The following is an 18807-nucleotide window of genomic DNA, read 5'->3' on the forward strand; positions in this document are numbered from 1 at the left end:
CGCGTGAGCAGATGCACGAGCGTCGATTTGCCCGCGCCGGTGTGGCCGACGAGCGCGATGGTCTCGCCGGGCTGGGCGTGCAGATGGATGTGGTGCAACACCGGCAACTCCTCGGAATACGCGAAGCCGATATCCTGGAAACGCACGTCGCCTTCGACGCTCACCTGCTCGTCGTGCTCCACGCGGCCGGGCTCGGCCGGTGTGTCGAGAATCTCGAACACCCGCTCGCCCGCTGCGCGGCCGGCTTGCACGAGTTGATTGAGCGAATGCAATTTGCCGATCGGCTCGTAGAGCGCGCCGACCAGCCACAGGAACGCTACGAGATCGCCCACGCTCATTTCGTTGTGCAGCACCGCGCGTCCGCCGAAGCCGACGACGAGCACCGCACCGAGCGCGCCGAGGAAACTCATCGCCGGATTGTACATCGCCCAGACGCGCATGATGGTCATCGTGGCGTGACGCAGATCGTTGCTCGCGGCGTTGAAGCGGGCGTGCTCTTCGCGTTCGCGAACGTAAGTTTTGATCTGCCGAATGCCGGCGAGATTGTCGTGCAGCAGGGAGTTCATTCCAGAAGACGCCTTGCGCTGGAGCCGATAGCGTTGCGGTGCGGTGAGCGTGTAAGAAAGCGCGCCGAGGGCGAGCAGCGGCACGGGAATCAGCGCCAGCCAGGTGAGCCACGGCAGATAGAGAAAGAGCATCGCCGTCACGATGACGATCTGCAGCACCGCGATGACGCCTTGCTCGATGCCATCGATAAGCACGCGCTCCACCGCCGTCACATCCTCGAGGAGCCGCGTCATGATATCGCCGGTCGCACGATTATCGAACCACGTCAGCGGCAACTGCTGGATGTGCGCATACAGATCGCTGCGTAGATCGAAAATCACCCGCTGCTCGAACGCGTTATTCACCACGATGCGCACCGCGTTCAGCAGGTCGCGCAAAAAGAACGAAGCGGCCGCCGCAATCACCAGCGGCCAGAGCCGGTCGCTGCGTCCGTGGCGCACGTCATCGATGATTACTTGCGTGACCTTCGGGAAGACCACGACGAGCAGCGTGCCCAGCACCGCACAAGCCAGCATGCCAGTCGCCATCCCGGGATAGCGGCGGACATAGGCAAATACGCGAAAGACAGTCTTCATCGAAAGGCGCTCACCATCGCGCCGCAGGGCCGCGAGTCAAATTTCACGGAGGGAGCGCCGCTGCGGCTACTTCCCAAACTCCACCCCACGCGCCTCGATCAATTTCGTGACGAAGCTCGTGTTATAATGGCCGCGGACGAAATCCGGATCGTGCATGATCGCCTGCTGGAAGGGGATCGTCGTCTTGATGCCGGTGATCAGATATTCGTCGAGCGCGCGGCGCATCCGCTGGATGGCGTGCTCGCGCGTCGTGCCCATGCCGATGACCTTGGCGATCATCGAGTCGTAATGCGGCGGCACGGTGTAACCGGCGTAAGCATGCGAATCGATGCGAATGCCGCGTCCACCGGGAGCGTAATAAAGATCGATGCGGCCGGGGCAGGGCTGGAAATTGTTGAACGGGTCCTCGGCATTGATGCGGCACTCGATGGCGTGATACTTCCGCTGGGCATTGTGCATCCAATGCGAGAGCGGCAGCCCTGCCGCGATCTTGATCTGCTCCTTCACGAGGTCCACGCCGTAGGCTTCCTCGGTGATGCAGTGCTCCACCTGGATGCGCGTGTTCATCTCCATGAAGTAATATTTGCCATGGTCGTCCATGAGGCACTCGATGGTCCCCGCGCCGACATAGCCCACTTCCTTCGCCAGCCGCACGCAATCGTCGCCCATCTTCTTGCGGATCTCATCCGTCATGATCGGCGAGGGTGTTTCCTCGATGATCTTCTGGTTGCGCCGCTGCATGGAGCAATCGCGCTCGCCGAGGTGCACGACCTCGCCGTGCGAATCGGCCATGATCTGGAACTCGATGTGATGCGGATTCTCGATGAGTTTCTCGATGTAGACACCGGAATTGCCGAACGCCTTTTCCGCCTCGTTGCGCGCGGCGTGATAGCCTTGCACGAGCGAGCCGTCGTTGTGCGCCGGGCGCATGCCGCGGCCACCGCCGCCGGCCGTAGCCTTGATCATCACCGGATAGCCGATTTCGCGGGCGACGCGCAGCGCGTCCTTCTCCGTCTCGACGATGCCCTCGGAGCCAGGCGTCACCGGCATGCCGGCCTTCTTCGCCGTGGCGCGCGCGGTGTTCTTGTCGCCCATCGCGCGGATCGCCGCGGAGGGCGGCCCGATGAACTTGATGTTACAGCTCGCGCAGACGTCCGCGAAGTGCGCGTTCTCGCTCAGGAAGCCGTAGCCGGGATGAATCGCATCCACGTCGCCGATTTCCGCTGCGCTGATGATGCGATCGATCTTGAGATAGGACTGCGAGCTGGCAGCCGGCCCGATGCAGATGGCCTCGTCGGCCAGTTGCACGTGCAGGGAATCGACATCCGCCTCGGAGTAGACGGCGAGCGTCTTGACCCCGAGCTCTTTGCAGGCGCGGATGACGCGCAACGCGATTTCGCCCCGGTTGGCGATGAGGACTTTGTTGAACATGGGCGCTTAACGCACCTTGAAGAGGACCTGGCCGTATTGCACCGGTTTCCCATTCTCGGCCACGATCTCGGCGATGACGCCCCGGCATTCCGCCTTGATCTCGTTCATCACCTTCATCGCTTCCATGATGCAGACCACGGTGTCTTCGGTGACCTCCTGGCCCACGGTGACAAAGGGCGGCATCTCGGGGGATGGCGACGCGTAGAAGCTCCCGACCATCGGGGAGGTGATTTCGCGCAAATTGCTGGTTTCCTTCGGCTCGCCAGGGGTATCGGGAGTCGAAACAGTGGCCCCCGCCGCAGGCGCAGCCGGGTAGGCTACGGGCGCGGTGGTGGTGATGACAGGCTGGAAGTCGGTCCCCTTCTTTAGGGTAATTTTGAAGCCTTCCTTCTCCATCTTAAAGACGGAGAGGTCGTTTTTCCTCATCAGGGCGATGAGTTCTTTGATTTCTTTTAAGTCCAAGGTCTTGAGGTGGCTCCGGTTAGAGAGGGGCCGATGCTAAGCGCCAGTTTCCGGCTCCGTCAACCCCCCTTTGGCGGGGTTGGGGCGGGGGCGGTGAAGGAAGGGAGTGTGAATTTTGGCTGCCGAGTGTGACAATCAGGTGGGGTTTGAGGTTTCTGGTTTCTGGTTCGGCGTTCGGTGTTCGGCGTTCGGCGTTGGATGTTCTGCCGGCAAATGTCTTGGGTGCGATTCGGTGCGAGCGCTTCTGAGAGCCAAGAGCCAAGAGCCAAGAGCCAAGAGCCAAGAGCCAAGAGCCAAGAGCCAAGTGGCGCCCCTTCTGCATTTGGCAGCGAAACTTGGATACCCTCACATTCAAAGGTCGGAACTGGCCGGAACTACTCTGTAAAAGGAGAGAGCCAGACACCTGGTAATCCCGTAGTTGCGGGACCCAGCGGCGCCACCTCTCCGTCAGGCACGCGCGGGAGCCGTGAGTCCTTGGTTCCTGCTCGTGGTCATGGGATCTCATCAAGTTCAAAGGTCGGAACTCCTCTGTAGAGTGGGATGAAACGCCGATTCCGTCCGAAGCACGCGCTGCCGCCATGGCGTCTGACTTGGGCGCCCAACCGCGCCGTGGATGAGATGGATTCATGAGTCGGAACTGGTCGGAACTACTCTGCAGAGGAGAGAGCCAAGAGCCATGTATCCCGCAGTCGCGGGACCAAGAGGCGTCATCTTTGTCCCGCAGGCGCGGGAGCAATGGGCGCCTATTCCCTGCTTATGGTCTTGGAAGCCGGTAACATTCAAAGGTCGGAACTGGCCGGGAGGTCTCTGTAGTGTACTTTTGGAAAGCGCCGGATTTGCCCGAAGGGCTGCGTGAGCGGGCGCAGGCAAATCGTACTGTGGGGTGAAGGTGGGCGGCACAAATGTGTCTGACGCCGAAGGCGCCACTGCCCACCCCATTTCGCATCTTGAAATTTGAGCTGAATTGTCCACATAAAACAATATATGAGCGCTCAATATATTCGTCAAGCCGAAACCTGTCTCCTCGGGGCACCGTCTTTTCCTCCACTGGGAAACCCCGTCCCAGCTCAGAGAAGTGGAGGTCTCTCCGCTTACCCGGAATCCTATTTCCTTGGAGCATTGGGACCAAGAGTTTCCCTTTTCCTGCTCTGCCGACTCTCCACTGGTATGCCGTTTCCCCATCCCCAGCCCACTCGGTTCAATGGAAGGGCAGGCGACTTTCGCGCAAGATCTGCTAACAACGCTTTCGTTGATGAAGGTCACATCCTACATCGATCCACACGTCGTCGCGCTGGTACTCATCGTAATTCCACTCGTCGTCATGCTCGCGGTGGTCCTCGGCTTTAACTGGCTCGTTGCCTCTGCGGCGCTCGTTGGTATTCCGCAGGGGATTATTCTCACGCGTTCCCTCGACATGTGCCGCGACCGCCGTAGCCCTGCGCTTTATCTTGCCGCAAATGAACTGGCTGTCGGGTTGGTCGCAGGCATTGTCACTGTAGGAATCGTCGGGTTTCGGAATCTTGCCAACGCGCTCCAATGAGGGCGTCAGGAGAAAAGACTGCCCACGCCTTGGGGTCGCCCGGCGACTCCGCGCGCTTGCTCCAGAACGAGAGAGAGGATACTCTCCAAGGCATGACTCAGCTTCTCGAACGCGCCTTTGCGGCTGCGTCCAAGCTCCCCGACTCGGAGCAGGATGCCTTCGCTTCGTTGCTTCTCGCCGAACTCGATTCCGAGCGGCGTTGGGCCGAGGCGTTCGCCGCCACCCAGGACCCACTTTCCGCTTTGGCCGACGAAGCGCTGCGTGAGTTCGAGGCGGGGCAGACTCGACCCATGGATTTGGAGCGTGATTTCCCAAACCACTAATCGATTCCGGAAGCTTCTTTCCGATCTTCCGCCCCATGTCCAAAAGCAGGCTTCCGAGGCCTACCGCGTCTGGATGCAGGATCCATGGCATGCGAGCCTCCAGTTCAAACAAATCCACGCGACCAAGCCCATTTTCTCGGCGCGCATCGGCCTCGACTGGCGCGCGGTCTGTGTTCGCACAGGCGATACTGCCCTGTGGTATTTCATCGGTTCGCACGCCGACTACGACCGACTGATCAAAACTCTATGAGCCTTCCCTTACGTTTTTGTAAATGAATGCTTATCCAGCCGCTCGCCAGCGCAGGCGCCTCCCTGGCGAAATCGCTTTCGACCGTTGCTTCGTCCCGGTCGCAGCGCTTTTCGTTTTCAACGTCCTATCCGGGATCATCGCCTTCCGGCGGGATCAGACGCTCAAGCCACCGACCGAAGCGGAGTTGGCCATGGAGATACCGCCGCCCGCCTGGCATCTTTGGCTTCTGTTTGTCTTCGGCCTGCTTCTGACCGTGCTGTGGTTTCGTGCGTTGGTCAGCTTGGTGAGGGCCTGGCGTGATCCGTCTTGTCGGGTTCTGCGCTTTTCCGCTTCGGTGTTACTCCTCCCTTTTGCCGTCGCCACTTTCCGCCTTCTGCTTGCGCCCTTACAATGAAATGCCATCGATCGGAATCACCTGATGGGCGTCGCGGCGCGTGTTCGGTGAACGGATAGGAACGAGACCTGGCAAGATGGACATTTCCCAGATCGAAGTCCGCTTCCGGATCCAGTTGCCCGAGCGTCATCGCCAGGCGTTGGGTGACCCTTCCGACCCCATCCACCAGTGGTGCGATTTCCTCGTCCTCTCGACGCCTTACCCGCTTCTGGATTTTGCCCTGCGCAACGAAGAGCTCCGCACGGAAGACCCCAGCAACCCGTGGCCCGATTTCCTGATTGCCTTCGCGTCCAATGGCTGCGGAGACTACTGGGCGTACGATACTCGACGCCAACCCCCGACCATCCTCTATATCGACCCGGACAAGAGTGTCGTTGAGAACCTCGCCGCCAAGGAACCGTATGGCTTCGACACTTTTGATTCATGGTATGCCGACTATGCCCGCCGCAAGGCCGAAGGCTTCAATTCAGAACTTTGGTGGAAGAACCGCAACGCGTGATCCGGCGCTGCCACGAACCGCACGACGGGCGTTGAGTTCGAGGGCGTTCAACGCTTTCGCGCGCACACTCCGATGAAACTCACTTGGGACGATCTCATCATTCAGAACATCTCTCCTGCGGATGCGCAGGATTGGATCGGTCCATGGTCCCATCTGGTCACCGGACCGTTCGCTCCCGTTTTCATGTCCAAGTTTGGCGATTGGTTTCTGCGCCGGCCCGACGGCTCGACCGACGAGCTTTCCGTCATCGAGGGCACTTTGCAGCGAATCGCCGCCACGCCGGAGGAGTTCGCGGCGATCGTTAATCGTGTCGAATGGCAGGAGCAGCATCTTCTTTCCGCGCACGTCGCCCAGCTTCACGAGCGCGGACTCATCCCCGGCGCCGGGGAATGCTACGGTTTCGCTCCCCATCCCATCTTCACCGGGCGTATCGACATCGGCCTGGCCCGGGTCATGAGCATTCGGGTGTGGCAGTCCATCGCGGCGCAATCGTTCTCCCAGGCAGCTCCCTAATAGTTGTGGGCTGGCCTGGCGACGCCGCACGCTTGCTCCAGAACAATAGAGAGGATATTTCCGGCCCCGCCCATGCTTCCTGAAGACTTCGCCCGGATCGAAGAGAGTCTCGGCCTGAAATTGCCCGAGTGGTATGTCCGTCGACTGGCGGAGTATCCCCTCCCACAACTGGACGATGCATTGTACGACTCCGCGGACTGGGCGATTCGGGAGAATGAGCAGTTGCGCACGGAAGGTTACATGGGCAGTCCGTGGCCTCGCGAGTTTTTCGTCATTGGCCAGAGCGGCTCGGGCGATCCGTTTTTCATCCGTCCGGGAACGACCGATCCCCGCGTGTTTTGGGCCGACCACGAGGGCGGTCCGGCTCCCGATCAGGCCAACCTTGCCGAGATGGAGTTTGCCGACAACCTCGAAGCGTATATCGGCCAGACCATCGAGACCCTAGCGGAAGTCGAGCAGGCCATGGAGCGCCGAAAGAACAAGAAGTGGTGGCAATTCTGGCTATGATTCATTCGCCTGGCCAAACGCTGAACTTGCCGGCGGTGAGGCCTCACTCTCGTGTCCGATGAAACTTACCCTGCAGACCGTTCGCCAGCGGGTTTCCCATGAGAACGGATGAGTTCGACTCCGACCTACGAAGAGCAATGGAAAGTTTACCGTCACCGCAGCCGACTGTTCTGGCTCGTGTTTCTGGGCTACGTCCCCGGCGTCTTTCTTCTCGGTGTTCCACTTCGCTATCTGTTTTCGTCCAACATCCCTGTCTATATCGTCGCCGGTCTTTGGATGCTGGCCTTCGCGATCAGCGGGAACTACGCCGTCGCGTGGCGCTGCCCGCGGTGCGGCAAGCCATTTTTCCGCGGATCATGGTATACAAATTCGTGGGCCCGCCGGTGCGTTCACTGCCAACTGCCGAAGTGGTCGTGCGACCCAGAAGCCAAGGAATGATGCTCCCCAATCGAACACCTCAAAGACCTGACCATGCGCTGCTCTAAATGCGGAGGGAAGGTGAAGTATGTGTCCGGGGGACACGGTAACTCGGAACCTCCCGGCTGCTATTTCTGGGTGGGGATCGTCGCTTTGATCGTCACCCTCACCGGCTTTGGTCTGGGGCACACCTGGGTGGGTTATGGAGGTCTTCTTTTTGCCGTGCCCTTGATCGGCTGGGCGTTTGTGGCGCGTGGGGAAGGCTACGGCAATCGCTGCACCGCCTGTGACCAGCGGGAGAAGAGTTATCCATGGTCGCTCTAGGGGGTGCTCAGGAATTTCCAAGAGGGCGTGTCCGGCACGTGGCGCTGGTAGGGACGCCGCGCCGTCGGCGTCCTTGGAAAGGCGGTGGATTTTGCCGGAATGAATTTGCCTTCAAAGCCGGTCGTTTTGCGAGGACAGCGCGGCGCACCATCCCTACCAGCCCATCGTCATTCCTCACCTCAATGGTTCGTGAGCACTACCTAAGGCAGATATCGTCTCGCCAGGCGCTCCGGCGGAAACCGTCCGCCCTGGAAGGAATCCACAACGCGATCGGATACGAAGAACCATGACCACCTCGCCCAACCCAGCACCGCAGCGAAAGGCCTATCGCGTCGCGCTCCTTTGCGGAGCCATTCCCCTGGTCGTTGGCGTCTCGATCTTTCTGCTCTGGCTCCTCACGCGATGGGGTTGGTTGATGACGGCGGGCATTTTCACTCTCTACGGCGGAGTCGCCTTCTTCCTCGTCGGGGTCGTGGCGCTCGGGCGTTTTTGCTGGCTCGCCTTGCGCACGCCGGGGCTGCCGCGACGGCCACTTTGGCTCTCGACGGTGGGGTGCGCTGCGTTGCTCCTTTCCAACTTTCCCGTGGCGGGCGGCATCGCGGCGACCGCCATTCGGATTGAGACCCGTTACACGGTCACGGTCCACAACACTTCCCCGCAGCCGCTCAGCGGCGTGCGCGTTTTCGGTGGCGGCTGTGAGGCGGACTTCGGCGCCTTTGCCCCGGGCGGCGTGGTGCGACGCTCGTTCTGGATTGAGCGCGAAGGCGAACTGAAATTCCAGGCGGGCAGCGGCGCGGCTACGCAGGCCACGACCATCGATGGCTACGTCATCCCCAGCGTGGGCGGCCACGTCACCGTGACCATCAAACCCGACGGCACGATCTCCGTCGTGGGGCCGCCCGGCGCCTAGCAAGCACGCGTGTCTTCCCTGAAGCTAGCGACTACGACCCATGCAGGAATATAACACGATCAGCACTGGCACCTGGCAGATCAAGCTGCCGAGTGACTGGCAGCAGAAACCCAGCGCCGCGACAACCAAGGCTTCTTTTTATTTCGAGGCGAAGGATGAAACCAAGGGCGCCTATCTTTCCGTGTGGAATTGGGGTGATCCCGGTTCTCCCCTGGCCAAACTGGACGAATTCCGCGCCGGTGAAATCCAGCGTCTTCACGACATGCCGAACGGCGACTGGGAGATTGTGGAGGACTGGAGCCAGGAGATCGACGGGATTGCGAGTGCCGGGACCGACTGCCTGGATCGCCGGGCCGCGTATCGCATCGTGTGCCTCGGGTTGGCCCGCTCTCCGTGGTTGGTGCGAGTGAGCCTCCACGACTACGCGTGCGCCGATTATGCCGCCTCCAAGACCTGGTTCGAGCCGATCATCGCTTCCCTTTCCGTGTGCCCCACAGTGCTGGAAGAATGAGCGGGCATCTGCACATAGTAGCACATCCAAATATGAAACGCTCTCTCCTCCTCGCCGGCATTCTTAGCTCGCTCTTCACCCTCCACGTGCTCGCGGAGGAAAAAGATCGGCTGGGCGCATCCCCCGCGGAATTGGTCCGCCTCAGCAAATTGAACGCGACGAGCCAGGTCGTCGCGCTGCCCGACGCCGAGCTGCGGAAAATGATGGTCGGCAAGTGGATGACCGGCCGGCACGAATACGCCTTCAAGGCGGACGGCACCTGGCGGATGTTGCCCCTGGACACCGCGATGAGCGGAACCTGGAAAATCGTGAATCACCAACTCATCGACGACACCGGCAAGCGCACCATCATGGAGGCCAGCCACAAGCAATTCGTGCTCAAGAATGACGGCGGCATGTATCCCTTCCGCTACGTGCGGATCGACTGAAGAGCCGGTGACGGTCATGACCGATAACCACGACATCCCTCCGGTCATTCGCGATTTGCTGGTGGACGCCGAGAAGCAACTGGCGGTGTTTGCCAACGCGCTCGGCAAGCCCTTTGACTACAGCCTCGACGCCTTGGGACGCCTGGAGCATGTGCTCGGCGAGGCCTGGCCGAAACCACCGAAGAATCCGGAGGCGCTGGATATATTGGTCGAGTTATTTGGCGCCTACTTTGGCGAGTCGCTCCGGCGGATCTACGGCGGACGGTGGGTCACGGGCGATGGCTTGCCCTTCCTGCAGGGGCCGCATCATCCCGAGTGCAAACTCTTCCCCTTTCCCGCCATCTATCAAAAGATGGCCCACCAAAAAACGACCGAATCGTGGGTCGTAGCCTATTGCATTGCCTCCCGGCCGAACTGGGTGCCCCCTCCGCCCGAGAAGAAATCGTTCTTCGGGCGTCTCTTCCGCAAATGACCCTGGCCGAGCTGGGTGAAGGACAGGGCGTGCCGCGCTCAAGACGCCGCAATTTTGGTTGTGAGTATGGCATGCATGCCATATCATGAAACCCATGAAGATGACCATGCATATCAACGAGGACGTTCTCGCTGACGTGGTGAAAATCACCGGCGTCGAGAGCAAGACCAAAGCGGTGGAGTTCGCTCTTACCGAGATGGTCAGGAGATACCGGTTGAAGGAACTCGGAAAAAAGGGTCTCGGCCTCACGGTGGAGGAACTCAGGAACGCGTGGGAAGATCCCTTTCCCCAGGAAAGCCTGAAAGCGGCGGAAACGCCGGCGAAGTATGCCCGGAAGAGCGCTCGTCGATAGCTCGTTCTACATCGACCGGATGCGGGCGGGCCGCGATCCGCTGGAGGAACTCGCCGCCTTCTCTGAGGATTGGGAATTGCTCACCTGTGGGGTCGTGCAGGTCGAAGTCTTGCGCGGCTTGAAACACAAGACAGCCCGCCGGCGCATGGCGGATTTCCTGGCCTGCCTGCTCTACGTGCCGACGCTGAACGGAGCATGGGAACGCGCCGCCGACCTCGCTTGGAAGATGGACCGTGAGGGGAAAACCATGCAGGTCACAGACCTGCTGATCGCGACCTGCGCTCTGGAGGCAGAAGCGGCGGTGCTGACCCTGGACGCGGACTTCGCCCGTGTGCCGGGGTTGCGGGCGATTCGTTCGCTGGGGTAGAAAAAAAGGCGGGGACGCAGTTGGCGGAAGGTTAGGTGATTGAAACGCAGAGGCGCAGAGAGCGCAGAGGGAGGAAGAGGAGAAAAGAGTTTTCACCGCGAATGGACACGAATAGCGGCGAGCCCTCACCATGCCGGCAGCGCCGGGCAGAGGCAGTATCCGACCATTCGCGTTAATTGGCGTCTATTCGCGGTTCCCTTCGTTTTCGTGCCTTTTCGTGGACCCACCTCCGGTTGCGGCGGCGCGTTATAAAGCCGCGTGCAGCACCTCGATCGCCCTGTCCAGTTCCGCCTCGGTGTTGTAGCAGTGCGGGCTGAAGCGGAGGTAGTCGCGGCCTGCGCGGTCGTGGCGGAGGGAGGCGATGATCTTCGCTTTTTCCAAGGCGGCGAAGAGCGTGGCGCTGCTGGCGCGCTCGTGGCGGAAGGTGGTGATGCTGCTGGCGGCAGGGCTGTGGATGTCCGGGCCGAGGAGGTGGAAGCCGAGATCCTTGAGCTGCGGGACGAGGTGGGCTTTCAACTCGAGGAGGCGGGCGGCGATGGTGTCGAGGCCTTGCGCGTGGAAGAAGTCGAGGGCGGCGCGCATGCCGAGGATGCCGGCGATGTTGAGGACGCCGGGTTCGTAGCGCTGCGCGGTGGGGACGAAGCGGATTTCGTCGAGGGCGTTGAAATTCGGCGAGACGACATTCCAAGCGCCGAGGAGGGTGGGGCGCAGCTGCTCGAAGTGTGATTTGCGCACGTAGACGATGCCGATGGCCAGCGGGCCGAGCATCCATTTGTGGGCGTCGGCGCTGAGGAAATCGACGTGGGCTTTTTCCACATCCAAGGGGAAGGCGCCGAGGGTCTGGATGGCGTCGAGCGAGAAGAGGATGCCGCGGGTGTGGAGCAGGGCGCCGATGGCTTCCACGTCGATGCGGTAGCCGGTGAAGAAATGGGCGCTGGCGAGGGCGACGAGCTTGGTTTTCGGCGTGAGGGCGGCGGCGACGAGTTCCGGAGTGATCTCGCCGGGCGCGGCGGGTTCCAGGTAGCGGACGATGACGCCGCGCCGGCGCAGGTCGATCCATGGGTAGACGTTCGCCGGGTAGTCGCCGTGGTAGCAGAGCACTTCGTCACCGGGCTGCCAGTCGAGGCCATTAGCGAAGAGCGAGAGACCGAGCGACGTGGGGCCGAGCAGGGCGATTTCGTCGGGCTGGGCGCCGATGAATTGCGCGCAAGCCTGGCGCGTTTCCTTGATCTGGCGCAGGACATCGCCGAACTCCTGTGGGTTTTTCGCGCTCAGCTGCGTGTAGGTGCAAACGGCATCGGCGACGAATTGCGGGAGCGCGGTGACGCCGGCGTGGGCGAAGAAGACCTGGTCGCGGCTGACCGGGAAAAGCGCGTGCCGCTGCCCTTCGTCGGGAAAAAGATTCATTTCTCCGCGGTGGTATCGAGCTGAGGGGGGGCGGGCGAGCTGGGTGGGGGAGTGGCGGGTGCGGGTGCGAACTTGGTGCTCACGGTGATCTCACGATAGATAGTCTTCTCGCCGGTTTCCGCGTTCACCACGACGGTGGCCTTGGCGGAGAAATTCGGCCGAGGCTTGGGCACATACGGCTTCCGGCGAAACTGCCCGATGAGCATGAACACGCCAAGGTACGTGACGAAGACGCCCATGGCGATGCAGAGCAACAGCCGGAAGTTCATCGATCAGCGCTGGCGGGTCTGTTCGCCTTCTTCGATCAATTTCCAAAAGCCCTTTTGCTGTCCGAGCTGGTCGTCCTCGGTCATCGGCAGCTTGGTGCGGAAGAGGAAATCGCGGATGGTATTCTTGTGCAGCACACGATGGACGGTGATGCCTTCCGCCCGCCGCTCGAAGTAGATGCGATACTCCTTGGCGCGATAGCGAAAGAGGCGTTTGCCGTCGCGCTCCATGGCGCCAAATTTCTCCTCATCGAGCTTGTCGAGGTCTTCGGGCAGGAATTGAAATTCGGCCAGCAGGTCGAGTTGGAGGTCCTTGGGCAGCGCGGACATTTCGGCGGCGCTGATTTCGTTGAAGACGATCTGAAGCATTAGCAGTGGGGCGATGGGGGTAAACGAATCAGGTTAGCCAAGCCGCCGCCATCCGCAACGCCGTTTCCTCAGTCGTGATAGACGCGCTCCACCCGGCGGCCGATCCCGGTGAAAATCTCCCAAGGGATCGTCCCGGATTTTTGCGCGAGCTCGGCGGCGAAGATTTCCTCGTCGCCTTGTTTGCCCAAGAGCACGGCTTCGTCGCCGGCTTCCACCTGCGGCAGCGCGGTCACGTCGGCGAGGATCTGGTCCATGGTCACGCGCCCGAGCACGGCGCAGCGCTTTCCGCGAATGAGGACTTCGGCGCCGCGATTGGAGAGGTGGCGCTGGTAGCCATCGGCGTAACCCACCGCCAGCGTGGCGATGCGCATCGGGCGCGGCGTGATGAAGGTGCGCCCGTAGCTGATGCCGTGGCCCGCGGGCATGTCGCGGACGAGCGTGATGCGCGTCTTCCAGGTCATGACGGCGCGAAGCTTTGGTTGAAAGACCGCGATCGGGGCGCTGCCGTAGAGCATGAGCCCCGCGCGCACCATGTCGCCAGCCTGCGCCGAGTAGGAGATAATCCCGGCGCTGTTCTCGATGTGGACGACGGGCTGCGCCACGCCGAGCGAACGCAGGTGGCCGACGATCTCGTGAAAGCGCGTGAGTTGCTGGCGGGTGAAGGTGTCGTCTTCATCGGCGACGGGGAGGTGGGAGGCGAGGCCGGTGACGAAGAGGCTGGGCAGGGCGAGAATTTCGCGAGCAGCCCTCGCCGCGGCGTCTTCCAGGATGCCGACACGGCCCATCCCGGTATCGATCATGAGGTGCACGGGAAGGGGTTCCGCGCCGGCGAGCGCGGCAAAGGCGCGCGCTTCTTCCACCGTCGAGATGGAGGGCACGAAACGCCCCGCCGCGATGCGCGCGCGCTCCTCGGGCAACGCCGGTCCGAGGATGAAAATCGGCACGTCCGGGACGTAGCTGCGCAATTCCTCGGCTTCGGCGACATTGGCCACGCCAAACATCTCCGCGTGGCCTACCAACGCTTTCGCTACCGTGCCAACCCCGTGGCCGTAGGCATTGGCTTTCACTACGGCCATGACTTGCACGCCTGCGCCCAGTTGTCCTCGCGCCGCGGCGACATTGTGCCGCAGCGCGGCGCAATCGATCTCCGCCCAGCAGCGGCGCGCGGGTTGATTTGGGCTCACGCCGCGGCCTCGCTGGATTTTCCCGGGGATTCGATGAGCGCCTTGAGGTTCTCGAGGCCGGCGGCGTAGTCGCGCCGCATCATCCAGCGCATCACGAGATCGAAGTAGCGGCGGTAGGGATTCTTCGCCAGATCCCACGCGCATTTCCACACGACCCGCGTGCAGGCGCCATCCGGATGCAACTCGATGCGGCCCACGACCTGGTAGGTGCCATCGCCCATGGCCAATTCGTAGTCGATGCGCTCGTCGCGCTCGCTCTTCAGGATGCGCAGCACTCCGCTCATGTGTTCGCTGGCCCAGTGCTGCTCGGCGCCATCGCCCGCCGTGGTGGTGCCGTATTCGTAATCGATCTGCTCGCGCCGGTCCCACACCGTCCAGAGAGGCCAGTTGCGCAGATCATTCAGGAAAGGAAAGATGGCGGCGGGAGGCGCGAGGATGGTGATGCGCTGCTCGACCCGGGGCCGGCGCCGCAGGAAGAACGGGAAGGCGAGCAGAAACGCGATGAAGAGCAGCAGGCGAGAGCGACGGGATTTCACGGGGCGGGCGGGGATCGAGGGTTCCAGATTTAGGTGCGGAAGGCGGCGGCTGTCGAGAGCGGCTTCGCAATTTGCGCTTGCGCTCGACAGATTTTCGCGGAGACGGCAGAGTCTCGCGCTTACCTTTCCCCAATCATGCCCAAACCCTTTTCTATCCTGCCTACGGTGGTCGCCATGTGCGCCTGCGCGGCGATGGTTTACGCCCAGGAAGTCGCGCCGACGGAACAAATCGCCGCCTCCTCCTCCACCAACGTGGAGAACAAACCGGCCGACGCTGGCAGTAGAGAGAAACCGTCCACCAAGACTGCGGCGAAACCGGGCGTCTCCGAAGAACCGGTGCCGTTGGTCAGTCCCGAGGCCGCCCCCGAGCCCACGCCGAAACCAAAGAAGCGCTCGTTCTTCAGTTGGCTCTTTGGTTCCCGCAAAGAAAAGCCAGCGGCGACGCCGGCGCCAGGTCCTGAATCGCCCCCGCCGCCAACGAATCGCCGCGTCATTCGCAAAGTTCCCAGTACGCCTCCGCCAGGGGTGGCCGCTACCGCGACACCGAAGCCGGGAAAAGCCACGCCGACGGCCAAGCCCAACGAGAAGCCGGGTCGCGGTCCCAAACCCGAAAAACCGCCAACGACGACACCCAAGCCGGAGAAGGTTCCCGCGACGCCGAAGCCCGACAAGGTCGCTCCTGTCACCCCTCCGCCTGCGCCGCCGGCGGCCACGCCACCGGGCAAGAAGAATCCCAAGACCAAGCCAGCGACGCCCAGTGCGAATGCGAACAATCTGCCGCCTGAACCGGGCGCCGATGCCGATCCCGAGGCGAAGGAGAAATATCGTTTTGAAGTGGCGAAAGCCAAGGCGAACGAGGATCCACAGGTCAAGAGCCTGAAGGCCAAGGCGGACGAGGCCACCACGGACGCGGATTCGCGGGCCGCATTGCGTGCCTACAACAAGGCCCTCTTCGAGAAGGTCAAGAAGATCGACAGCGGCGTGAGTGAATGGGCCGACCGCCTCGAAGCGGCGATCTTGAAGCGCCTCAGCGAGTAGCTGGGATCGGCGCCGGCCCGGTCGCGGGCGCGAGTGCCGGGGTGGACGTCGTCGCCGCGATGGTGGGTGATGTCGTTTGCACTGGTTGCAGCGGTCCGCGTTGGGCGATGATGGCCGCGGCGATTGCGCTGGCCAGCGCCTCGTGGTAAGCGGGCTTGGCGCAGCGCGAGCCTTCGGCGGGATTGCTGAAAAAGCCGCCCTCGACGAGTACTGCGGGATATTCGTTATGGCGCAGGACAAAGAAGTTTGCCGTCTTCACGCCGCGCGAGGCGATGCTAGGCAATGAGGTCACCGTGCCCTGGATACGATCGGCAATTTCCCGCGCGTACTTCGACCGGTAGTAGGTCTCGACGCCGTGCGCGGCTCGATTCGGCCCTTCGTTGAAATGCACGCTGACAAAGATTGCGTTGTCCTGGCCGTTGGAAATGCGCGTGCGTCCGCCGAGCGGCACGAAGAAATCGCTGTCCCGGGTCAGGACGGTATTGAAGCCTGCGGCCCGTAGTTTCGGTGCGATGCGCAGCGCGGTATCGAGCGCCGCCATCTTTTCCGTCCCGCCCCAGCGCGAATGTGTGCCCATGTCGTGGCCGCCGTGCCCGGCATCGATCACCACCGTGCGAAAGGTGTGGCTCGTGTTCTTGACCATCGACTCCGATTCGCAACCCGCGAGCACGAAAAGCGCGACCGCCGGAAGCAGACGGATCAGCGCTCTCCGCCAGCGGTGTGCCCACTTGCTTTCCGGGGAGGCGATGTCGAAGCTGCGGGCGATGCTGCTCATGAAAAAACTCCGGAGATGGTCAGGCATGGCTTTTCTCAACGTAGCAACGATGTTCTGTCAAGCCGCTGAACCCAATTCCCCTGTGACTACTTCCGCCTTCACCAACCATCTCGCGGGCGAAAAATCGCCTTATCTGCTCCAGCATCAGCACAATCCGGTGGATTGGTATCCGTGGGGCGAAGCGGCCTTTGAGAAAGCGCGCCTCGAGCACAAGCCGATCTTTCTCTCGGTCGGCTATTCCACCTGCCACTGGTGCCACGTGATGGCTCACGAGAGTTTCGAGAACCCCGCGATCGCGAAGCTCATGAATGAGCACTTCGTGAACGTCAAACTCGACCGCGAGGAGCGGCCCGATGTGGATCGCGTCTATATGACCTACGTGCAGGCCACGACCGGTGGCGGCGGCTGGCCCATGAGTGTTTTCCTGACGCCGGACTTGAAGCCCTTTTACGGCGGCACTTATTTTCCGCCGGAAGATCGTTATGGCCGCCCGGGCTTTCCGACTATTCTCCAGCGCCTCGCCGACGCCTGGAAGAACGAGCAGGAAAAAGTGCTCGGCGCGGCCAATGACGCCATCAAGGCGCTCGGGGAATACAGCGCCAGCGGTCCCGCGCAGAGCGCGGCCGCGGGCAAGGAGGCGATCGGCCTCACGCTCAATCAACTCACCCGCACGTTTGACGACGAGTTCGGCGGCTTCGGCGGCGCGCCGAAGTTCCCGCGGCCGGTCACGCTCAACTTCCTTTTCCGCGTCGCCGCGCGGGAAGGCCGCGACAGCCGCGATGGCAAGGCCGCGCTCGGCATGGCGCTGCTCACGCTGCAAAAGATGGCCGATGGTGGCATGCACGATCATCTCGGGGGCGGCTTCCATCGCTACTCGGTCGACAAGTTCTGGCATGTCCCGCACTTCGAGAAAATGCTTTACGACCAGGCCCAGCTCGCGAGCTCGTACCTCGACGCGTTTCAGATTACGCACGATGCGGCTTATGAGCGGATCGCGCGTGATATTTTTAATTACGTCCGTCGCGACATGACCGATCCCGCCGGCGGTTTCTACTCCGCCGAGGACGCCGATAGTCTCCTCGAAAAGGGGAAGTCTGAGCATGCCGAAGGCGCCTTCTACGTCTGGACCAAAGACGAAATCGTCCACGCCCTCGGTGAGGAGGCGGCGGGTCCTTTCTGTCGGATCTACGGAGTCGAGCCCGAGGGCAACGCGCCTGCAGGCAGCGATCCGCAGGGCGAGTTTCACGGCAAAAACATTCTCATCCAACGCCTCACCATCGCTGATGCCGCCAAGTTCTTCCGTCAAAGCGAGGGCGACCTCAGTGCCTCGCTGGCCGCGTCGCGCGGGAAGCTTCTCGCCCTGCGTGCTCAGCGTCCGCGCCCGCATCTCGACGACAAGATCATCACGTCGTGGAACGGGCTCATGATTTCCGCGTTCGCGCGGGGCGCGCAAATCCTCGACGCCCCCGAATATCTCGCATCCGCGCAGAAGGCCGCGCACTTCATTCGCGAGCATCTGTGGAAGAACGGCCAGCTCTTGCGCAGCTATCGCCAGGGTGCCGGCGAAGTCGGTGGCTTTTGCGATGACTACGCCGCGCTCATCCAGGGTCTGCTCGATCTTTATGAGGCGGATTTTGATGTCGCGTGGTTGCAATGGGCCGTCGAGCTTCAGGCGAAACAGGACAGCCTCTTCCTCGATCCGGAGCACGGTGGCTATTTCAGCGTCACGAAGGACGCGCCGAACATCCTGCTGCGCATGAAGGAAGACTACGACGGGGCCGAGCCTTCGCCCAATTCCGTCGCTGCCGGGAATCTCCTGCGGCTCGCGCAAATCACGGGGCAGAATGACTACGCCACGCGGGCGAAGGCCACACTGGGTGCTTTCGCCGATCAGCTTTCGCGCTCCCCGACGGCGCTGCCACAGATGCTCGTCGCGCTCGACTCCTCACTGGCCAAACCGCGGCAGGTCGTCATTGCCGGCCCGCCCGCTGCTCCCGCGACGCGCGCTCTCCTGCGCGAGGTGCACGCCCACTATATTCCCGACCAGATTCTGCTGTTGGCCGACGGCGGCCCCGGCCAGCAATGGCTGGCCGAACGCCTTGAATTCCTCAAGACGGTTGGCCCGATCGACGGCCAGCCCGCCGCGTATGTCTGCCAGGATTTCGTCTGTCAGCTTCCGACTGTCGATGTCGGCAAGCTCCGCGAGCTGCTCAGCAAGTAGCGGACCGGCGCGGTCTCCAAGCGGCCTCAAAAAAAACTCGCACCTTAAATCGGCTTAAGGGGGCTTAAGGCACCTTAAATGGGGTGGCTGGAACCCGGTTCGACCAAAGGCAGGCGTGAAAAAATTGAGGGCACGATTAGGCACGACCAGGCACGATTACTCTGGACTG

General features: G+C 62.0%; 25 protein-coding genes. 16 read left to right on the plus strand and 9 right to left on the minus strand.

The genetic code is table 11. From position 1 onward, the window contains the following. From ABJF10_RS17685 to accB, 3 genes are all read right to left on the minus strand, one after another. Positions 1 to 1142 (minus strand): ABC transporter ATP-binding protein (locus ABJF10_RS17685; protein ID WP_348545919.1); only part of this gene is annotated, 1142 nt, incomplete at its 3' end. Positions 1143 to 1208: 66 nt separating this feature from the next. Continuing rightward, positions 1209 to 2573: an acetyl-CoA carboxylase biotin carboxylase subunit gene (gene accC, locus ABJF10_RS17690; RefSeq protein WP_348545920.1), complete on the minus strand. Its 1365-nt coding sequence runs from the start codon at positions 2571 to 2573 to the stop codon at positions 1209 to 1211. 6 nt (positions 2574 to 2579) lie between these two features. Beyond that, positions 2580 to 3035 (minus strand): acetyl-CoA carboxylase biotin carboxyl carrier protein, encoded by a 456-nt coding sequence (accB, locus tag ABJF10_RS17695; RefSeq protein WP_348545921.1) that lies wholly within the window; start codon positions 3033 to 3035, stop codon positions 2580 to 2582. 1252 nt (positions 3036 to 4287) lie between these two features. Here accB and ABJF10_RS17700 point away from each other — a divergent pair. The 14 genes from ABJF10_RS17700 (at position 4288) to ABJF10_RS17765 (ending at position 10842) form a co-directional block, all read left to right on the plus strand. Continuing rightward, positions 4288 to 4575: a hypothetical protein gene (locus tag ABJF10_RS17700; RefSeq protein ID WP_348545922.1), complete on the plus strand. Its 288-nt coding sequence runs from the start codon at positions 4288 to 4290 to the stop codon at positions 4573 to 4575. 92 nt (positions 4576 to 4667) lie between these two features. Further along, positions 4668 to 4898 (plus strand): hypothetical protein, encoded by a 231-nt coding sequence (locus ABJF10_RS17705; RefSeq protein WP_348545923.1) that lies wholly within the window; start codon positions 4668 to 4670, stop codon positions 4896 to 4898. Next, a complete protein-coding gene (locus ABJF10_RS17710; RefSeq protein WP_348545924.1) occupies positions 4879 to 5148 on the plus strand; it encodes a hypothetical protein in 270 nt (89 codons plus the stop codon). The genes ABJF10_RS17705 and ABJF10_RS17710 overlap by 20 nt, the downstream gene beginning before the upstream one ends. A gap of 470 nt (positions 5149 to 5618) precedes the next feature. Continuing rightward, positions 5619 to 6041, plus strand: a complete 423-nt coding sequence (locus ABJF10_RS17715; RefSeq protein ID WP_348545925.1) for an SMI1/KNR4 family protein — start codon at positions 5619 to 5621, stop codon at positions 6039 to 6041. A gap of 72 nt (positions 6042 to 6113) precedes the next feature. Continuing rightward, entirely contained in the window at positions 6114 to 6554 is a 441-nt protein-coding gene (locus tag ABJF10_RS17720) for a hypothetical protein (protein WP_348545926.1), read from the plus strand. Positions 6555 to 6626: 72 nt separating this feature from the next. Then, on the plus strand, positions 6627 to 7061 hold the full coding sequence (locus ABJF10_RS17725) for an SMI1/KNR4 family protein (protein WP_348545927.1): 435 nt from the start codon (positions 6627 to 6629) through the stop codon (positions 7059 to 7061). A 108-nt stretch (positions 7062 to 7169) separates the two neighbouring features. Beyond that, positions 7170 to 7499 carry a hypothetical protein gene (locus ABJF10_RS17730; protein WP_348545928.1) on the plus strand — a complete coding sequence of 110 codons (330 nt, stop codon included), beginning with the start codon at positions 7170 to 7172 and terminating at the stop codon, positions 7497 to 7499. Between the two features lie 33 nt (positions 7500 to 7532). Next, positions 7533 to 7802 (plus strand): hypothetical protein, encoded by a 270-nt coding sequence (locus ABJF10_RS17735; protein WP_348545929.1) that lies wholly within the window; start codon positions 7533 to 7535, stop codon positions 7800 to 7802. Between the two features lie 286 nt (positions 7803 to 8088). Further along, the gene (locus ABJF10_RS17740) at positions 8089 to 8712 is read left to right on the plus strand and encodes a hypothetical protein (protein ID WP_348545930.1); all 624 of its coding nucleotides are present in this window, start codon (positions 8089 to 8091) and stop codon (positions 8710 to 8712) included. 40 nt (positions 8713 to 8752) lie between these two features. Further along, a complete protein-coding gene (locus ABJF10_RS17745; protein ID WP_348545931.1) occupies positions 8753 to 9223 on the plus strand; it encodes a hypothetical protein in 471 nt (156 codons plus the stop codon). A gap of 32 nt (positions 9224 to 9255) precedes the next feature. Further along, complete coding sequence (locus ABJF10_RS17750; RefSeq protein WP_348545932.1) at positions 9256 to 9651, plus strand: hypothetical protein; 396 nt, start codon at positions 9256 to 9258, stop codon at positions 9649 to 9651. A 16-nt stretch (positions 9652 to 9667) separates the two neighbouring features. After that, on the plus strand, positions 9668 to 10123 hold the full coding sequence (locus ABJF10_RS17755; protein ID WP_348545933.1) for a hypothetical protein: 456 nt from the start codon (positions 9668 to 9670) through the stop codon (positions 10121 to 10123). A 94-nt stretch (positions 10124 to 10217) separates the two neighbouring features. Next, the gene (locus ABJF10_RS17760; protein ID WP_348545934.1) at positions 10218 to 10475 is read left to right on the plus strand and encodes a type II toxin-antitoxin system VapB family antitoxin; all 258 of its coding nucleotides are present in this window, start codon (positions 10218 to 10220) and stop codon (positions 10473 to 10475) included. After that, a complete protein-coding gene (locus tag ABJF10_RS17765) occupies positions 10450 to 10842 on the plus strand; it encodes a PIN domain-containing protein (protein WP_348545935.1) in 393 nt (130 codons plus the stop codon). Before ABJF10_RS17760 ends, ABJF10_RS17765 begins: the two co-directional genes overlap by 26 nt. Positions 10843 to 11088: 246 nt before the next feature. Here ABJF10_RS17765 and ABJF10_RS17770 read toward each other — a convergent pair whose 3' ends face one another. The 5 genes from ABJF10_RS17770 to ABJF10_RS17790 all read right to left on the minus strand — a co-directional run bounded on the left by ABJF10_RS17770 (position 11089) and on the right by ABJF10_RS17790 (position 14604). Continuing rightward, complete coding sequence (locus ABJF10_RS17770) at positions 11089 to 12249, minus strand: aminotransferase class V-fold PLP-dependent enzyme (RefSeq protein ID WP_348545936.1); 1161 nt, start codon at positions 12247 to 12249, stop codon at positions 11089 to 11091. Continuing rightward, positions 12246 to 12518, minus strand: coding sequence for a hypothetical protein (locus ABJF10_RS17775; protein WP_348545937.1), 273 nt, complete (start codon positions 12516 to 12518; stop codon positions 12246 to 12248). The genes ABJF10_RS17770 and ABJF10_RS17775 overlap by 4 nt, the downstream gene beginning before the upstream one ends. A 3-nt stretch (positions 12519 to 12521) precedes the next feature. Beyond that, positions 12522 to 12884 (minus strand): hypothetical protein, encoded by a 363-nt coding sequence (locus tag ABJF10_RS17780; RefSeq protein WP_348545938.1) that lies wholly within the window; start codon positions 12882 to 12884, stop codon positions 12522 to 12524. Positions 12885 to 12952: 68 nt separating this feature from the next. Next, entirely contained in the window at positions 12953 to 14068 is a 1116-nt protein-coding gene (gene alr / locus ABJF10_RS17785) for an alanine racemase (protein ID WP_348545939.1), read from the minus strand. After that, positions 14065 to 14604: an SRPBCC family protein gene (locus ABJF10_RS17790; protein ID WP_348545940.1), complete on the minus strand. Its 540-nt coding sequence runs from the start codon at positions 14602 to 14604 to the stop codon at positions 14065 to 14067. The genes alr and ABJF10_RS17790 overlap by 4 nt, the downstream gene beginning before the upstream one ends. A 135-nt stretch (positions 14605 to 14739) precedes the next feature. Between ABJF10_RS17790 and ABJF10_RS17795 the strand changes: the two genes are divergently transcribed. Beyond that, the gene (locus ABJF10_RS17795) at positions 14740 to 15642 is read left to right on the plus strand and encodes a hypothetical protein (protein ID WP_348545941.1); all 903 of its coding nucleotides are present in this window, start codon (positions 14740 to 14742) and stop codon (positions 15640 to 15642) included. Here ABJF10_RS17795 and ABJF10_RS17800 read toward each other — a convergent pair. Beyond that, entirely contained in the window at positions 15632 to 16444 is an 813-nt protein-coding gene (locus ABJF10_RS17800) for an N-acetylmuramoyl-L-alanine amidase (RefSeq protein WP_348545942.1), read from the minus strand. The genes ABJF10_RS17795 and ABJF10_RS17800 overlap by 11 nt on opposite strands. 55 nt (positions 16445 to 16499) lie before the next feature. On the opposite strand from ABJF10_RS17800, the gene ABJF10_RS17805 reads away from it, so the two are divergent. Then, complete coding sequence (locus tag ABJF10_RS17805; protein ID WP_348545943.1) at positions 16500 to 18638, plus strand: thioredoxin domain-containing protein; 2139 nt, start codon at positions 16500 to 16502, stop codon at positions 18636 to 18638. The last annotated feature ends 169 nt before the right edge of the window (positions 18639 to 18807 follow it).

This window comes from Chthoniobacter sp. (assembly GCF_040003245.1).
Lineage (GTDB): Bacteria > Verrucomicrobiota > Verrucomicrobiia > Chthoniobacterales > Chthoniobacteraceae > Chthoniobacter.

Excerpts from the sequence above, each read along its gene's own strand:
- accC (WP_348545920.1), bottom strand. The coding sequence starts at position 2,573 with ATGTTCAACAAAGTCCTCATCGCCAACCGGGGCGAAATCGCGTTGCGC.
- ABJF10_RS17700 (WP_348545922.1), top strand. The coding sequence starts at position 4,288 with ATGAAGGTCACATCCTACATCGATCCACACGTCGTCGCGCTGGTACTC.
- ABJF10_RS17705 (WP_348545923.1), top strand. The coding sequence starts at position 4,668 with ATGACTCAGCTTCTCGAACGCGCCTTTGCGGCTGCGTCCAAGCTCCCC.
- ABJF10_RS17715 (WP_348545925.1), top strand. The coding sequence starts at position 5,619 with ATGGACATTTCCCAGATCGAAGTCCGCTTCCGGATCCAGTTGCCCGAG.
- ABJF10_RS17720 (WP_348545926.1), top strand. The coding sequence starts at position 6,114 with ATGAAACTCACTTGGGACGATCTCATCATTCAGAACATCTCTCCTGCG.
- ABJF10_RS17725 (WP_348545927.1), top strand. The coding sequence starts at position 6,627 with ATGCTTCCTGAAGACTTCGCCCGGATCGAAGAGAGTCTCGGCCTGAAA.
- ABJF10_RS17730 (WP_348545928.1), top strand. The coding sequence starts at position 7,170 with ATGAGTTCGACTCCGACCTACGAAGAGCAATGGAAAGTTTACCGTCAC.
- ABJF10_RS17735 (WP_348545929.1), top strand. The coding sequence starts at position 7,533 with ATGCGCTGCTCTAAATGCGGAGGGAAGGTGAAGTATGTGTCCGGGGGA.
- ABJF10_RS17740 (WP_348545930.1), top strand. The coding sequence starts at position 8,089 with ATGACCACCTCGCCCAACCCAGCACCGCAGCGAAAGGCCTATCGCGTC.
- ABJF10_RS17745 (WP_348545931.1), top strand. The coding sequence starts at position 8,753 with ATGCAGGAATATAACACGATCAGCACTGGCACCTGGCAGATCAAGCTG.
- ABJF10_RS17750 (WP_348545932.1), top strand. The coding sequence starts at position 9,256 with ATGAAACGCTCTCTCCTCCTCGCCGGCATTCTTAGCTCGCTCTTCACC.
- ABJF10_RS17755 (WP_348545933.1), top strand. The coding sequence starts at position 9,668 with ATGACCGATAACCACGACATCCCTCCGGTCATTCGCGATTTGCTGGTG.
- ABJF10_RS17760 (WP_348545934.1), top strand. The coding sequence starts at position 10,218 with ATGAAGATGACCATGCATATCAACGAGGACGTTCTCGCTGACGTGGTG.
- ABJF10_RS17765 (WP_348545935.1), top strand. The coding sequence starts at position 10,450 with ATGCCCGGAAGAGCGCTCGTCGATAGCTCGTTCTACATCGACCGGATG.
- ABJF10_RS17770 (WP_348545936.1), bottom strand. The coding sequence starts at position 12,249 with ATGAATCTTTTTCCCGACGAAGGGCAGCGGCACGCGCTTTTCCCGGTC.
- ABJF10_RS17775 (WP_348545937.1), bottom strand. The coding sequence starts at position 12,518 with ATGAACTTCCGGCTGTTGCTCTGCATCGCCATGGGCGTCTTCGTCACG.
- ABJF10_RS17780 (WP_348545938.1), bottom strand. The coding sequence starts at position 12,884 with ATGCTTCAGATCGTCTTCAACGAAATCAGCGCCGCCGAAATGTCCGCG.
- ABJF10_RS17795 (WP_348545941.1), top strand. The coding sequence starts at position 14,740 with ATGCCCAAACCCTTTTCTATCCTGCCTACGGTGGTCGCCATGTGCGCC.
- ABJF10_RS17800 (WP_348545942.1), bottom strand. The coding sequence starts at position 16,444 with ATGCCTGACCATCTCCGGAGTTTTTTCATGAGCAGCATCGCCCGCAGC.